We start from the raw sequence: 13583 nt of genomic DNA, 5'->3' as shown, positions 1-13583 counted from the left end.
TTGAGTCCTGAGGAACACCAATCAATGAAGAATGGAGCGAAGCATGGCGTGGAATCAGCCCGGTAATAACGGACAGAACCGCGACCCGTGGGGGAGCAGCAATAACAATGGCGGCAACTCCGGCGGAAACAATAATAAGGGGGGGCGCGACCAGGGGCCTCCGGATCTGGATGATCTGTTCCGTAAGATGAGTAAGAAGCTGGGCGGCCTCGGCGGAGGTAAAAGCAATGGCTCGGCGGGCGGCCCACGCTCATCGATCGGTGCGAAGAAGGTGGTCGGCCTCGCCGTAGCTGCCGTGGTGGTGATCTGGGCCGCCAGCGGTTTCTACACCATCAAGGAAGCGGAGCGTGGCGTCGTGACACGTTTTGGTAAGTTCAGCCATCTGGTGCAACCGGGCCTGAACTGGAAGCCGACCTTTATCGATGATGTTATCCCGGTGAACGTCGAGTCGGTGCGTGAACTGGCCGCCTCTGGGGTGATGCTCACCTCCGACGAGAACGTGGTGCGCGTCGAGATGAACGTACAATACCGGGTAACCAATCCGGAAGAGTACCTGTTTAACGTGACCAATGCCGATGACAGCCTGCGCCAGGCGACAGACAGTGCCCTGCGTGCGGTGATCGGCAAGTACACCATGGACACCATCCTGACGGAAGGGCGTACCGTTATCCGTAATGATACCCAGAAGGTGTTGGAGGAGATCATCCGTCCATACCATATGGGGATCACTATCCTGGACGTTAACTTCCAGGCCGCGCGCCCGCCGGAAGAGGTGAAGGCAGCCTTTGATGACGCCATCGCCGCGCGTGAGAACGAGCAGCAGTACATCCGTGAGGCAGAAGCCTACACCAACGAGGTGCAGCCGCGCGCCAATGGTCAGGCACAGCGTATCCTGGAAGACGCCAAGGCGTATAAGGACCGTACCGTGCTTGAGGCCCAGGGTGAGGTCGGGCGTTTCTCTCGTCTGTTGCCGGAGTATAAGGCATCGCCGGAGATCACCCGTGAGCGTTTGTATCTGGAGACCATGGAGCGCGTATTGGGTCAAACCCGTAAGGTGCTGGTCGACGACAAGAGCAACAACCTGATGGTGCTGCCGTTGGATCAGATCATGCGTGGTGGCGATAAGGGCGCGGCGCAGACGAGCGACAGCAAGGATACCAGCCTGATCCGTCTCAACCCGCCGCAGGCCAGTAACAAATCGGCCAGCAGTAGCAGCAGTAGCACGGATAGCAGCGTGATGGACCAGCGTCGCGTCAACGCTCAGCGTAACGATACCACTCGTCTGGGGAGAGATTATTAATGCGTAAGTCTTTGTTAGTGATTCTCATCGTCGTGCTGGTCGCGTTGTATGCTTCTCTGTTCGTGGTACAAGAAGGGCAGCGCGGTATCGTGCTGCGCTTCGGTAAGGTGTTGCGTGATGACGAAAATAAGCCGCTGGTGTATGCGCCGGGTCTGCATCTGAAGATACCGTTTATTGAATCGGTGAAGATGTTGGACGCGCGTATCCAGACCATGGATAACCAGGCGGATCGCTTCGTGACCAAGGAGAAGAAGGATCTGATCGTCGACTCCTATATCAAGTGGCGTATCAGTGACTTCAGTCGTTACTACCTGGCGACGGGCGGTGGCGATATCTCTCAGGCCGAGGTGTTGCTGAAGCGTAAGTTTAGCGACCGTCTGCGTTCCGAGATTGGTCGTCTGGATATCAAGGATATCGTTACCGACTCACGCGGTAAGTTGATGGAAGATGTGCGCAATGCATTGAACACCGGTACGGTAGACGATGCGGCGGCCCCGACCGAAGCCGATGATGCCATCGCCAGCGCGGCGGCGCGTGTGGCGCGGGAGACGAACGGCAAGGCGCCGGCGGTCAACCCGAACAGCATGGCGGCCCTGGGGATCCAGGTGGTGGATGTGCGTATCAAGCAGATCAACCTGCCGACGGAAGTCTCCGACGCTATCTACCAGCGTATGCGTGCTGAGCGTGAGGCGGTAGCCCGCCGTCATCGCTCTCAAGGGCAGGAGGAGGCTGAGAAACTGCGCGCCACCGCCGACTACGAGGTAACGCGTACCCTGGCGGAAGCGGAGCGTGAAGGGCGTATCATTCGGGGTGAGGGGGATGCCGAGGCGGCTAAGCTGTTTGCCGATGCCTTCAGTAAAGATCCCGACTTCTTCGCCTTTATCCGTAGCCTGAAGGCCTATGAGAATAGCTTTAAGGCTGGCCAGGATGTGATGGTGCTGCGCCCGGATAGCGACTTCTTCAAGTACATGAAGTCACCGGATGGTAAAGGCAGCAAGTAAGCCGAATTATGACACCGCGAAGGGATGCCCATGGGCATCCCTTTTTTATGCTCTGGCGTATACCGCGGCGAGGGGCGAGAAGGGGCGACAAGAGGCATCTGGGGCTTTATTTGTGGCCCGCTTGGGTAATGTGCGGCTTGGAGGGATTCTCCGCCCTGCAAGGCGTCAGTCGTCCTAGGGACGCTATCGTGATCAGCCTCAGCGCACATGAGGCCTCCACGTATAGTGATGACCTCCTTGAAGGTCCTCTTGCTAACGTGGTTTGGTTCGTCCGACAACTATTCGCTATCGCCCCCTCTTGCCCGTAGACATGCGTTTATTGCCGGGTTCACCCCGCGGCGTTGGGCGTGTTTGATGTCGCGACTATTCCCAACGAGTCGGCCATGTGGTAAGCGTGCCGGCGTGTTGAGGGGGAATGGCGCATAAAAAGGGATACCCGTAGGTATCCCTGATGATGATGCGAAGCCTAGTGGTCAGGCGGTGGGCAATTGCCCGACATTGCGGCGCAGCGTCTTGCTCATCAGCAGACGCTCGGTCTTCACCGCCAGGGGCTTAAACAGGACCGACAGGCGTTCGATGGCCACCAGTACGATCAGGTATAGGGCGATGGCCTGTGTGGCATTGAGTACCGACATGTCCAGATTGGCACTGAGGAAGATCACCACCACATGTTGCAACAGCATGATGATATAGGCGCGCGAGGCGAGGCTGAGCAGAACCTGACTGACCTGCGGCCGGCTGAGCCAGGGGTGCAGCAGCTGGTAGAGCGCCTGGACGATGAAGAAGAAAGCCACGGCGAACAACAGACTCACCGGCGCCAGGGGGAATAGCACCTCACGCACCGTCTGGTGGCTGAGATGTGCCCAGGTGACGCCGGCGGTGATCAACAACCCAGCCAGCAGCGCCAATGGGCGAGCGTAACGGGTAAACTGGATCTGCAGATGGATAAACAGCATCCCGAAGGTGAAGTCACTGATACGCACCTGCGCCGACCAATAGGGATTCGTGACGCGGGTATCATAGGCGGCCAGTGTGATGGCGACGGTAGCCAGCATGGTCCACATCGGGTAGCGTACCATAGCGCGGTAAATCAATGGTGAGATGGCATACAACAGAATGATGCACCCGATAAACCACTCCCCGGTGAAATAGACCGTCTTGATCTCATACACCCCGTGCAGGTAATGGTCGAAGCCGAGTACCGAGGGCAACATATCCAGCACTGATCGGCTACCGCTCGGCCCGACCTCGGCCAGCGGATTATTGGGGTAAATGAAGAAGGCGCTCAGTGCCAACAGCAGTAGCGCCATACCAAAATAGGCGATGTTGTAAGGGATCAACACCGAATAGACGCGTCGCAGGTAATACTCGCCGGCCGCATATTTGCGTAGCGACAGGTAGGCCAGCGCGCCCGAGATCATAAAGAAAAATGAGACACCCAATCGGCCGATGCCTGCGGTCAGATACTCACGCGGGAAGGTCAGCACGCTGCTGGTATCGAACATATAACTATAGTGCGAGGTGATCACGAAGAGCACCGATACGACGCGCAAAATGTCAAAGAAGTGGTTGCGCCCTGGTTTCATTTCGCCTCCTGAAAAAAGTTGGCGGATTATAGCGGATGTTATGCCATATTGGCTAAGGAGTGTTCTGAAAATTACGCCGTGCGTAGGCATGGCGGGCTAAGCACGTGGAGTTTGGCGTTCTGTGCTTCCAATTATAGAATCGCGCACCTTATTCAGACACTCGGCCCGAGGGGTCGTTCACGGGGGAAAGATGAATTCGACGATTTGGATGGCGTTGGCGCTGGTATTGGTAGTCGAGGGGTTGGGGCCAATGCTTTTTCCGCAGGCATGGCGGCGAATGATCGCCACCATGACGCAGTTGCCTGATGGATTATTGCGCCGTTATGGCGGTGGTCTAGTGGTTGCCGGGCTGGTGATCTACTACATGTTGCGTAGTCGCCTCGGTGGATGATATGTCAGACAAAATTTGCGCAATCGTGTGCGAAAAAGAGCTGAAAGCTGAAAAGTGAGATGGTAGAATCCATTTTTAACAACGTGGTGAATAGCTAAAATGGGTAAGAACGTCGTCGTACTGGGCACCCAATGGGGTGACGAAGGTAAAGGTAAGGTCGTAGACCTCCTAACTGAACGGGCCAAGTATGTTGTACGCTATCAGGGCGGGCACAACGCGGGCCATACGCTAGTCATTAACGGTGAAAAAACCGTTCTGCATCTGATTCCCTCAGGCATTCTGCGCGAAAACGTCGTCAGCATCATCGCCAATGGCGTGGTTTTGGCGCCGGACGCGCTGCTGCGTGAAATGACCGAGCTGGAAGCACGCGGTGTGCCGGTGCGTGAGCGCCTGCTGCTGTCTGAAGCCTGTCCGCTGATCCTGCCGTATCATGTCGCGCTGGACAATGCGCGCGAGAAAGCGCGTGGCGCCAAGGCCATCGGCACCACCGGTCGTGGTATCGGCCCGGCCTATGAAGACAAGGTCGCTCGCCGTGGTCTGCGCGTGGGTGATCTGTTCGATAAAGAGAGCTTCGCCGTCAAGCTGAAAGAGATTATGGAATACCATAACTTCCAGCTGGTGAACTACTACCATGTCGACGCCGTCGACTACCAGAAGGTGCTGGATGAGGTGATGGCGGTAGCCGACCTGTTGACCAGCATGGTTGTCGATGTCGCCGATCTGCTGAACAAAGCCCATCGTAACGGTGACTATGTGATGTTCGAAGGCGCCCAGGGCACCTTGCTGGACATCGATCATGGTACCTATCCGTATGTTACCTCCTCCAACACGACCGCGGGTGGCGTGGCGACCGGTTCAGGTATTGGTCCGCGTTGCGTGGATTACGTGCTGGGGATCGTGAAGGCGTACTCTACCCGTGTGGGCGCGGGTCCGTTCCCGACCGAACTGTTCGACGAGGTGGGTGACTTCCTGTGCGAGAAGGGTAACGAATTTGGCGCGACAACTGGCCGTCGTCGCCGTACCGGCTGGTTGGATGCGGTCGCCGTACGTCGTGCCGTCGAGTTGAACTCGCTGTCGGGGTTCTGCCTGACGAAGTTGGACGTGCTGGATGGTCTGGATGAAGTGAAGATCTGCGTCGGCTATCGTCTGCCGGATGGTCGCGAAGTGGATGTGACGCCACTGGCCGCCGAAGGCTGGGAAGGCATCGAGCCGATCTACGAAGTCATGCCGGGTTGGAAAGAGAGCACCTTCGGCGTGAAGAGCCGTGATGGCTTGCCGCAGGCGGCGCTGGACTACATCAAGCGTATCGAAGACGTTACTGGGGTACCGGTTGATATCATCTCTACCGGTCCGGATCGTGCGGAAACCATCGTTCTGCGCCATCCGTTCGACGCTTAAGCGCGTCGTACCGTCGTTAACAAACCGGCCTATGGGCCGGTTTGTTGTTTTCGCCTCCGCGTATCGGCTCAATCCTCGCCGATATCACTAAATAAATTAGTCGCTTTCATCTGGCTGGTTTATTATCCAGTATAGGTAGTCTCCCTAACGATTCAGGCACCTTGAGAACGTGTGTTGTTATGGAGTCTAGCCTAGTTCCCCTCCCTCGCCTCGCGCGATCTACCGTATCCGTGAGCGGTGGGGGCGTTCTCCTCGCCGTGACGAGGCGTGGTGGTGTACGCCAGGCCGACCCTTCTCCACGACTCACCGCCGATGCGGTGTGATAAATAGAGGTATTCGTGCAGTTAACCAGTTTTACCGATTTTGGCTTGCGCGCCCTGGTGTATATGGCCGCCTTGCCAGAGGGGCAGATGACCAGCATCAGCCAAGTGACGGAAGTCTATGGCGTGTCGCGTAATCACATGGTCAAGATAATCAACCAGCTTAGTCGGGCCGGCTTTGTCGCCGCGGTACGCGGTAAGAATGGCGGTATCCGCCTCGGGCGTCCGGCTAGCGAGATCCGCATCGGTGACGTGGTGCGTGAGCTGGAGCCGTTGACACTGGTTAACTGTTCGCAGTCGTTTTGCCATATCACGCCGGCGTGCCGGTTGAAGCCTGTGCTACAGCGTGCGACGGAAGCCTTCTTGGCAGAGTTGGATAAATGCACCTTGGCCGACCTGATAGAACATAACTCACCGCTTTATAAACTGCTGCTGGTCTAGTCCCGCGGCAGCATGCTGATGACAACGGAGGAACCCCAATGTCACAAGATCCCTATCTGGAACGCGAAGCCGAAAAATACGCCTCCCCGATCCCCAGTCGTGAATTTATTCTGATGCACCTGGCCAAGCGCGAGAAGCCGGTCAGCCGTGAGGAGCTAGCGCAGGAGTTAGCGCTGACCAGTGACGATGATCTGGAGGCGCTGCGCCGCCGACTACGCGCCATGGAGCGCGATGGGCAGCTGATTTTTACCCGCCGCCAGTGTTACGCCTTACCGGAACGTCTCGATCTGATCAAAGGTACGGTGATCGGCCACCGCGATGGCTTTGGTTTCCTGCGTTGTGAAGGGCAGAAGGATGATCTCTACCTGTCGCCGGAACAGATGAAGATGTGCATGCATGGCGACGTGATCTTGGCCCAGGTGACCGGCAGCGATCGGCGCGGGCGCAAGGAGGTTCGTGTCGTGCGCGTGCTGGAGCCACGTGCAGGCCTGATCGTTGGGCGTTACTTTACCGACGCGGGTACCGGGTTTGTGGTGCCGGATGATGGCCGCCTAAGCTTCGATATTTTGATCCCTGCCGAGGCGATCGCCGGTGCCCGGATGGGCTACGTGGTGGTGGTCGAGCTGACCCAGCGCCCAACGCGTCGGACCAAGGCCGTCGGCAAGATTGTCGAGGTACTGGGCGACAACATGGGGACCGGCATGGCGGTGGATATCGCACTGCGTAGCCATGAAATTCCTCATACTTGGCCGGAGCAGGTTGAGCGCCAGGTGGCCGATCTCAGCGAACAGGTACCGGAGGAAGCCAAGGTCGGGCGCGTGGATCTGCGCGATCTACCGCTGGTGACCATCGATGGCGAGGACGCACGCGACTTTGATGACGCGGTGTATTGCGAGAAGAAGCGTGGTGGCGGTTGGCGCCTGTGGGTCGCCATCGCCGATGTCAGCTACTATGTACGCCCCAACACCGCGCTGGACCACGAGGCGCGTAGCCGTGGTAACTCCGTCTATTTCCCCTCTCAGGTGGTACCGATGCTGCCGGAGGTGCTCTCCAATGGGCTATGCTCGCTTAACCCACAGGTCGATCGCCTGTGCATGGTATGCGAGATGACCATAGCCGCCAGTGGGCGCCTCTCCTCCTATAAGTTTTACGAGGCGGTGATGAGCTCTCATGCGCGTCTGACCTACACCAAGGTGGCGCACATCTTGGCTGGCGACCAGGAGTTGCGTGAGCACTATCATGCGTTGGTCAAGCCGCTAGAAGAGTTGCATGCTTTGTATAAGGCGTTGGATCATGCCCGTGAGCAGCGCGGCGGGATCTCTTTCGAGACGGAAGAAGCCAAGTTTATCTTTAACGCCGAGCGGCGCATCGAGCGCATCGAGCCGACGGTTCGCAACGACGCGCATAAGCTGATCGAAGAATGTATGATCTTGGCCAACATTTCGGCGGCGCGCTTTATGGAGAAATACCACGAGCCGGCGCTGTTCCGTATTCATGACAAGCCCAGCGAAGACCATGTGATGGCGCTGCGCACCGTCCTGGCGGAGCTGGGGCTCTCCCTGGGCGGCGGGACACAGCCGGAGCCGAAGGATTATGCGCTGTTGATGGATCAGGTCGCCGATCGTCCCGATCACGAGATGTTGCAGACCATGTTGCTGCGCTCGATGAAGCAGGCGGTCTACGATCCGGAGAACCGCGGCCACTTCGGGTTGGCGCTACAGGCCTATGCGCATTTCACCTCGCCGATCCGCCGTTATCCTGACCTGTCGTTGCACCGCGGCATCAAGTATCTGCTGGCGCGTGAGCAGGGGCGTACGGAGCGCTGGACACCGAGCGGTGGCTGGCACTACCACGTGGAGGACATGCTGCAGCTGGGGGAACACTGCTCGATGACCGAACGGCGCGCCGATGAGGCGACCCGTGACGTCTCCGATTGGTTGAAGTGTGACTTCATGCAGGACCACGTCGGTCAGACCTATGGTGGCATCATTACCAGCGTGACCGGCTTCGGCTTCTTTGTACGCCTGGACGATCTGTTTATCGATGGGCTGGTACATGTTTCGACGCTGGATAATGACTACTACCGTTTCGACCAAGTGGGGCAGCGCCTGATCGGCGAGTCCTCTGGGCAGGTTTATCGCCTGGGTGACAAGGTCGAGGTGAAGGTGGATGCGGTACATCTGGATGAGCGTAAGATTGACTTCGCGCTGATTTCGACGGCACGTGGTGTACGCGGCGCGGGCAAGACGGCGCGCGTCAAGGCGAAGCAGACCGCCAACGGTAAAGAGAAGAAGCCATCGCGTGCTGCACGACGCGGTGGTAAGATGCCGGCCAATTTTGAGCCAGATGGTGCTTTCCGTCGTGGCGATGCTGCGACGCCCGCCAAGAAAGGGAAGGGCAACGGCAAGAGTAAGAAGCCGTCGGCGCAGACGCGTAAAATTGCCGCCGCCACCAAGGCGAAGCGGGCACGCAACAAGAGCGCTGGCTAAGCCGGTGCGTCATACGGGCGGCTTGGCCGCCGCCCATCGACCCATCTAACGCCGGCCCCTTATGGGGCCGGCGATGAGTAATAAATCTGACGATTATGAGTGAAATCATTTACGGCATTCACGCCGTCAAAGCCCTGTTGGAGCGCGATCCGCAGCGTTTCTTAGAAGTATTTGTCATGAAGGGCCGCGAGGATCGTCGCCTGCTGCCGCTGTTACAACAGTTGGAGGAGGGCGGCATTCGGGTACAGGTCGCCCAGCGCCAATGGCTGGATGAGAAGGTGGAGGGTGCCGTACACCAAGGCATCGTGGCACGCGTCAAACCGGGCCGGCAATATCAGGAGAACGATTTGCCCGATCTGCTCGCCTCGTTGGATCATCCGCCATTCCTACTGATCCTCGATGGCGTGACCGACCCGCATAACCTGGGCGCCTGCTTGCGTAGCGCCGATGCCGCAGGCATCGATGCGGTGATCGTGCCGCGCGATCGCTCCGCGCAACTGAACGCGACCGCTAAGAAGGTCGCTTGTGGGGCGGCAGAGAGCGTGCCGTTGATCCGGGTGACCAATCTGGCTCGGACTATGCGCCTGTTGCAAGAAGAAAATATCTGGATCATCGGCACGGCCGGCGAAGCGGATCACTCGCTGTATCAGAGCAAGATGGCGGGCGCGATGGCGTTAGTGATGGGCGCCGAGGGCGATGGTATGCGCCGTCTGACGCGTGAGCATTGCGACGAATTGATCAGTATCCCGATGGCGGGAAGCGTGTCTTCGCTTAACGTCTCGGTCGCCACGGGGATCTGCCTGTTTGAGGCGGTTCGCCAGCGTAGCGCGGCGCGTTGATCGACGATGGGGCGCCGGCTTGCTGGCGCCCTGAGAGTCCGACGCCGCTCTCTTAGCGGTAGAGTGCCGCTGTTGCCCGCCATCCCATTTGCCCCTCCTCCTCGCGCATACTCAGGATCCGGTAGTAACTGGCGCCGCGCCGATCGGCTTGGTGCGCGATGGTGCGCTCCACATCCTGCGGATCGCCGAGAATACCTTGTAACGAGAGTAAGTCCATCTGGTTGAAATCGGTGACCTGATCAGCCTGCGCATACTCGGCCGATTGTGCAGCGGTACCGATCAGACCGATAGAGAGCAGTAATGATGTGAGTAGCGGAGAACGACTCATGGCACCTCCCGGTTCTAGCCCGTCCAGCGGGGGAACTTTGGCTGCGCGATACCTCCTCATACCACACCTAAGAGTGCGAACGCGGCCAAAAAATCTACACGACTGGTTTATAATGAAACAGCGGGTGTAGATTTTTATTGGCGTTATGTAAACTTTGTTAAAAACAGTCGATTAGCGGTAAAGCGTTGCCACGCTGTACCACTGCCCCGGTACCGACGTCTCCTGCAGCATCACGATATAGTAGTAGCGTGCTCCGGCGGCATCCGCTCGCTGCTGGATCACTTCCTGCACGTTCATCGGGCTGCCATATACGCTGGCAGTGATGTTCCACATCTTGCTCAATCCTTCGGTCTGGTCGCGGCGGAGCTCTTGGGCGTGGCCGGCGATCGGCGGCGGCGGCGGGAAGGGTTTACCCTCCATCACGCTGCAGGCGCTTAACAGCAGGGGCAATAGTAGGGCCAGAGTCAGTTTATCGATCTTCATGGGGTTTATCCGTCGGCTGAGAAAAGGGGTGAGGCTGCGATTATTTTAGCGCCGCTTGTCGGGGATTGCCCGGGGAAATCGGCGTCGCTGAGTGAGGTGCAGGAGACTTGCCTAGGCGACGGCTTCGGGCGATGATGCCAGCCTTATCTCTATTGCCTTGGAGCCAATGTATGGTGGAGATGTTCGAGCAGACGGTTGCCGGTATCCCTGTGTTGCATGCTGCGCCTGCGGGTCAGCGCGAGATGCCATTACCGACGATATTTTTCTATCATGGTTTCACCTCCTCGAAGGAGATGTACTCCTACTTCGGCTATGCGCTGGCCGCCGCCGGTTTCCGTGTACTGCTGCCCGAGGCCGATGGACATGGCCAGCGTTATGACGGTGATGCTCGTCGCCGCTTGGCTCATTTCTGGGATATTTTGCAGAGTAATATCGATGAACTCCCGCTGCTGTATGACCATTTCCAGAGCGCGGGTCTGATCCTCGATGGGCGTGTCGGCGTGGCGGGAGCCTCGTTGGGGGGCATGACGGCCTTGGGGGCCAAGGCACGCTATCCCTGGCTGCGCGCCACGGCCAGCTTTATGGGGTCGGGTTTTTACCTGTCGTTATCACAGCACCTTTTCCCCCGTGACTATCAACCGACGGAGGCGGATCATGAGTGGGTGCAGCAACGGGTCGCGGCACTTGCCGAGTATGATGTCAGCGAGCGCTTGGCACAGTTGGCGGATCAGCCGTTGCTGATCTGGCATGGGCTGGCCGACGATCTGGTCCCGGCCGATGAGAGCCAGCGCTTAGTCCAGGCGTTGGCGGCGCGTGATTTGATGGGGCAGGTTCGCTTCATCACCGCGCCGGGTATTGCCCATAAGATCACCACGTCGGCCTTGACGCAAGGCGTCGCATTTTTCCGTGAAAAGCTATGATGCAACGCCGCGCCAGATGGCGCGGCGGATGGGGAGGCGGGGACGTCAGTGATATAGCACGGCGCTGACGTGGATTTGCCCATTGGCAAGGGGTTCGTGGATGGCGATGATCTGATAGTAGGCGGCACCCTCGGTGGCGGCCTGCGCACGGATATCGGCCATAGCATCCTGCACGTTGATGACATCATGATTAACGCTGATGACGGCGAACTCTCGTGCCATCAGCGCGTTTCCCTGGTTGCCGCTAATCTCGCTGGCGGCGTTGGCGGTCACGCTCAGTCCGAGCAGACACAGCGTGAGCAAAAGGCGGGAGGTTTTCATCGGAGGCTCCTTACGGATCATATCCGTCGCGTTTATTGAGCATCGTCCTGATGAGTTGTGATGACTATCACGTTCTTGTCACCCATTTTTAATTCTAGCAGCTTTTCTACGCTTTTCCGGGGGCGTCGTACGCCATGGTCTACAGTGTGCCGTAATTAATTTGCACCATGGCTTGAGTTTCCTTGCTGTCGTCAGTATTATGACGCGTCATTTTTCAGCCGCCCACAAATACGTTCCTTGCCTCCATGGGCTGCGGCTGACCCCGACAGGAGGCTGAATAATCCGTAAGGAGCAATTTCGATGCGTCATTACGAAATCGTTTTTATGGTTCATCCTGACCAGAGCGAACAAGTTCCGGGCATGATCGAGCGTTATACTGGTGCCATCACTGGCGCAGAAGGCAAGATCCACCGTCTGGAAGATTGGGGCCGCCGTCAGCTGGCTTACCCGATCAATAAACTGCACAAAGCCCACTACGTTCTGATGAACGTTGAAGCTCCGCAGGAAGTGATCGATGAGCTGGAAACAAACTTCCGCTACAACGACGCCGTTATCCGCAGCATGGTTATGCGTACTAAGCACGCTGTAACCGAAGCTTCTCCGATGGTTAAAGCGAAAGACGAGCGCCGTGAGCGTCGCGAAGATTTCGCTAACGAAACCAGCGAAGAAACCGAAGCTGGGGATTCTGAAGAGTAATTGTCGCTATGACCGCTAATCGTCTGGTGCTGGCTGGCACGGTGTGCAAAGTCCCCATACGAAAGGTCAGTCCTTCCGGCATTCCTCACTGTCAGTTCGTGCTTGAGCATCGATCGCAACAGCAGGAAGCCGGACTCAGCCGACAAGCATGGTGCAGAATGCCCGTGATTGTCAGCGGAGAGGGATTAGTGGCAATAACCCACAGATTAACGGTCGGCAGCGCACTACGTGTGCATGGCTTCGTCAGTTGCCATATGGGCCGTAATGGCCTGAACAAGTTAGTGCTGCATGCCGAGCAGATTGAATTGATTGATTCTGGAGACTAGCCAAATGGCACGTTATTTCCGTCGTCGCAAGTTCTGCCGTTTCACCGCGGAAGGCGTTCAAGAGATCGACTATAAAGACATCGCTACGCTGAAAAACTACATCACCGAAAGCGGTAAGATCGTACCGAGCCGTATCACCGGTACCCGTGCAAAATACCAGCGTCAGCTGGCTCGTGCTATCAAGCGCGCACGCTACCTGTCCCTGCTGCCGTACACTGATCGCCATCAGTAATCGGCTGCGTTGTCAATTAACGACTTTTGAGAGGATAAGGTAATGCAAGTTATTCTGCTTGATAAAGTAGCAAACCTGGGTAGCCTGGGTGATCAGGTTAACGTTAAAGCAGGTTATGCTCGTAACTTCCTGGTTCCGACCGGCAAAGCTGTTCCGGCTACCAAGAAAAACATCGAGTTCTTCGAAGCTCGTCGCGCCGATCTGGAGGCCAAACTGGCTGACACTCTGGCCGCTGCCGAAGCCCGCGCTGCGAAGATCAATGAACTGGCCACCGTTACTATCGCGTCCAAAGCGGGCGACGAAGGTAAACTGTTCGGTTCTATCGGTACCCGTGACATCGCCGATGCAGTGACCGCTGCCGGTGTTGCTGTTGCGAAAAGCGAAGTTCGCCTGCCGAATGGCGTGCTGCGTACCCTGGGTGATCACGAAGTTCACTTCCAGGTTCACAGCGACGTATTCGCTCAGCTGAACGTGGTTGTTGTTGCTGAGTAATCAACTCTCGCAATGACCTG

General features: G+C 57.5%; 16 protein-coding genes. 12 read left to right on the top strand and 4 right to left on the bottom strand.

The genetic code is table 11. The features are described 5' to 3' along the window. The first annotated feature begins 43 nt into the window (after positions 1–43). Entirely contained in the window at positions 44–1300 is a 1257-nt protein-coding gene (gene hflK, locus DCL27_RS14830) for an FtsH protease activity modulator HflK (protein ID WP_005296008.1), read from the top strand. Continuing rightward, positions 1300–2301, top strand: coding sequence for a protease modulator HflC (gene hflC, locus DCL27_RS14825; RefSeq protein WP_005281184.1), 1002 nt, complete (start codon positions 1300–1302; stop codon positions 2299–2301). Before hflK ends, hflC begins: the two co-directional genes overlap by 1 nt. A 473-nt stretch (positions 2302–2774) precedes the next feature. On the opposite strand, the gene DCL27_RS14820 is transcribed toward hflC, so the two are convergent. After that, positions 2775–3887 carry an acyltransferase family protein gene (locus tag DCL27_RS14820; protein WP_035598519.1) on the bottom strand — a complete coding sequence of 371 codons (1113 nt, stop codon included), beginning with the start codon at positions 3885–3887 and terminating at the stop codon, positions 2775–2777. Between the two features lie 190 nt (positions 3888–4077). On the opposite strand from DCL27_RS14820, the gene DCL27_RS14815 reads away from it, so the two are divergent. The 5 genes from DCL27_RS14815 to rlmB all read left to right on the top strand — a co-directional run bounded on the left by DCL27_RS14815 (position 4078) and on the right by rlmB (position 9765). Continuing rightward, entirely contained in the window at positions 4078–4278 is a 201-nt protein-coding gene (locus DCL27_RS14815) for a DUF2065 domain-containing protein (protein WP_005281191.1), read from the top strand. Positions 4279–4377: 99 nt separating this feature from the next. Further along, entirely contained in the window at positions 4378–5676 is a 1299-nt protein-coding gene (locus tag DCL27_RS14810) for an adenylosuccinate synthase (RefSeq protein ID WP_035598517.1), read from the top strand. A gap of 338 nt (positions 5677–6014) precedes the next feature. Beyond that, positions 6015–6437 (top strand): nitric oxide-sensing transcriptional repressor NsrR, encoded by a 423-nt coding sequence (gene nsrR, locus DCL27_RS14805; protein ID WP_005281203.1) that lies wholly within the window; start codon positions 6015–6017, stop codon positions 6435–6437. 38 nt (positions 6438–6475) lie between these two features. Next, positions 6476–8926 carry a ribonuclease R gene (gene rnr, locus DCL27_RS14800; protein WP_035598514.1) on the top strand — a complete coding sequence of 817 codons (2451 nt, stop codon included), beginning with the start codon at positions 6476–6478 and terminating at the stop codon, positions 8924–8926. A 95-nt stretch (positions 8927–9021) separates the two neighbouring features. After that, complete coding sequence (gene rlmB, locus DCL27_RS14795) at positions 9022–9765, top strand: 23S rRNA (guanosine(2251)-2'-O)-methyltransferase RlmB (protein ID WP_005296002.1); 744 nt, start codon at positions 9022–9024, stop codon at positions 9763–9765. Positions 9766–9817: 52 nt separating this feature from the next. Here rlmB and DCL27_RS14790 read toward each other — a convergent pair whose 3' ends face one another. Both DCL27_RS14790 and bsmA read right to left on the bottom strand, forming a co-directional pair. Continuing rightward, positions 9818–10093, bottom strand: coding sequence for a YdgH/BhsA/McbA family protein (locus DCL27_RS14790; RefSeq protein ID WP_005296000.1), 276 nt, complete (start codon positions 10091–10093; stop codon positions 9818–9820). 171 nt (positions 10094–10264) lie between these two features. Then, a complete protein-coding gene (gene bsmA, locus DCL27_RS14785; RefSeq protein WP_035598511.1) occupies positions 10265–10576 on the bottom strand; it encodes a biofilm peroxide resistance protein BsmA in 312 nt (103 codons plus the stop codon). 170 nt (positions 10577–10746) lie between these two features. Here bsmA and yjfP point away from each other — a divergent pair, with 170 nt between their 5' ends. After that, on the top strand, positions 10747–11496 hold the full coding sequence (gene yjfP / locus DCL27_RS14780) for an esterase (RefSeq protein ID WP_035598508.1): 750 nt from the start codon (positions 10747–10749) through the stop codon (positions 11494–11496). Between the two features lie 45 nt (positions 11497–11541). Here yjfP and DCL27_RS14775 read toward each other — a convergent pair whose 3' ends face one another. Further along, the gene (locus DCL27_RS14775; RefSeq protein WP_005295997.1) at positions 11542–11817 is read right to left on the bottom strand and encodes a YdgH/BhsA/McbA family protein; all 276 of its coding nucleotides are present in this window, start codon (positions 11815–11817) and stop codon (positions 11542–11544) included. Positions 11818–12117: 300 nt separating this feature from the next. Between DCL27_RS14775 and rpsF the strand changes: the two genes are divergently transcribed. The 4 genes from rpsF to rplI are packed head-to-tail and all read left to right on the top strand — an operon-like array spanning position 12118 to position 13563. Continuing rightward, a complete protein-coding gene (rpsF, locus tag DCL27_RS14770) occupies positions 12118–12513 on the top strand; it encodes a 30S ribosomal protein S6 (protein WP_005281225.1) in 396 nt (131 codons plus the stop codon). 8 nt (positions 12514–12521) lie between these two features. Continuing rightward, a complete protein-coding gene (gene priB, locus DCL27_RS14765; protein ID WP_005295993.1) occupies positions 12522–12839 on the top strand; it encodes a primosomal replication protein N in 318 nt (105 codons plus the stop codon). 4 nt (positions 12840–12843) lie between these two features. Continuing rightward, the gene (rpsR, locus tag DCL27_RS14760) at positions 12844–13071 is read left to right on the top strand and encodes a 30S ribosomal protein S18 (protein ID WP_000135199.1); all 228 of its coding nucleotides are present in this window, start codon (positions 12844–12846) and stop codon (positions 13069–13071) included. A gap of 42 nt (positions 13072–13113) precedes the next feature. After that, positions 13114–13563: a 50S ribosomal protein L9 gene (gene rplI, locus DCL27_RS14755; protein ID WP_005281230.1), complete on the top strand. Its 450-nt coding sequence runs from the start codon at positions 13114–13116 to the stop codon at positions 13561–13563. Positions 13564–13583: the final 20 nt, after the last annotated feature.

This window comes from Edwardsiella tarda ATCC 15947 = NBRC 105688, assembly GCF_003113495.2.
GTDB classification, from domain to species: Bacteria; Pseudomonadota; Gammaproteobacteria; order Enterobacterales; family Enterobacteriaceae; genus Edwardsiella; species Edwardsiella tarda.
Note: the sequence above shows the minus strand (reverse complement) of the source record. Positions and strands in the feature narration are given on the sequence as shown.

What these genes read in the sequence shown, in the direction of transcription:
- DCL27_RS14815 (WP_005281191.1), top strand. Translation starts at nt 4,078, where the DNA reads ATGAATTCGACGATTTGGATGGCGTTGGCGCTGGTATTGGTAGTCGAG.
- rnr (WP_035598514.1), top strand. Translation starts at nt 6,476, where the DNA reads ATGTCACAAGATCCCTATCTGGAACGCGAAGCCGAAAAATACGCCTCC.
- hflK (WP_005296008.1), top strand. Translation starts at nt 44, where the DNA reads ATGGCGTGGAATCAGCCCGGTAATAACGGACAGAACCGCGACCCGTGG.
- rpsF (WP_005281225.1), top strand. Translation starts at nt 12,118, where the DNA reads ATGCGTCATTACGAAATCGTTTTTATGGTTCATCCTGACCAGAGCGAA.
- yjfP (WP_035598508.1), top strand. Translation starts at nt 10,747, where the DNA reads ATGGTGGAGATGTTCGAGCAGACGGTTGCCGGTATCCCTGTGTTGCAT.
- hflC (WP_005281184.1), top strand. Translation starts at nt 1,300, where the DNA reads ATGCGTAAGTCTTTGTTAGTGATTCTCATCGTCGTGCTGGTCGCGTTG.
- DCL27_RS14775 (WP_005295997.1), bottom strand. Translation starts at nt 11,817, where the DNA reads ATGAAAACCTCCCGCCTTTTGCTCACGCTGTGTCTGCTCGGACTGAGC.
- bsmA (WP_035598511.1), bottom strand. Translation starts at nt 10,576, where the DNA reads ATGAAGATCGATAAACTGACTCTGGCCCTACTATTGCCCCTGCTGTTA.
- rplI (WP_005281230.1), top strand. Translation starts at nt 13,114, where the DNA reads ATGCAAGTTATTCTGCTTGATAAAGTAGCAAACCTGGGTAGCCTGGGT.
- priB (WP_005295993.1), top strand. Translation starts at nt 12,522, where the DNA reads ATGACCGCTAATCGTCTGGTGCTGGCTGGCACGGTGTGCAAAGTCCCC.
- rpsR (WP_000135199.1), top strand. Translation starts at nt 12,844, where the DNA reads ATGGCACGTTATTTCCGTCGTCGCAAGTTCTGCCGTTTCACCGCGGAA.
- rlmB (WP_005296002.1), top strand. Translation starts at nt 9,022, where the DNA reads ATGAGTGAAATCATTTACGGCATTCACGCCGTCAAAGCCCTGTTGGAG.
- DCL27_RS14820 (WP_035598519.1), bottom strand. Translation starts at nt 3,887, where the DNA reads ATGAAACCAGGGCGCAACCACTTCTTTGACATTTTGCGCGTCGTATCG.
- DCL27_RS14810 (WP_035598517.1), top strand. Translation starts at nt 4,378, where the DNA reads ATGGGTAAGAACGTCGTCGTACTGGGCACCCAATGGGGTGACGAAGGT.
- DCL27_RS14790 (WP_005296000.1), bottom strand. Translation starts at nt 10,093, where the DNA reads ATGAGTCGTTCTCCGCTACTCACATCATTACTGCTCTCTATCGGTCTG.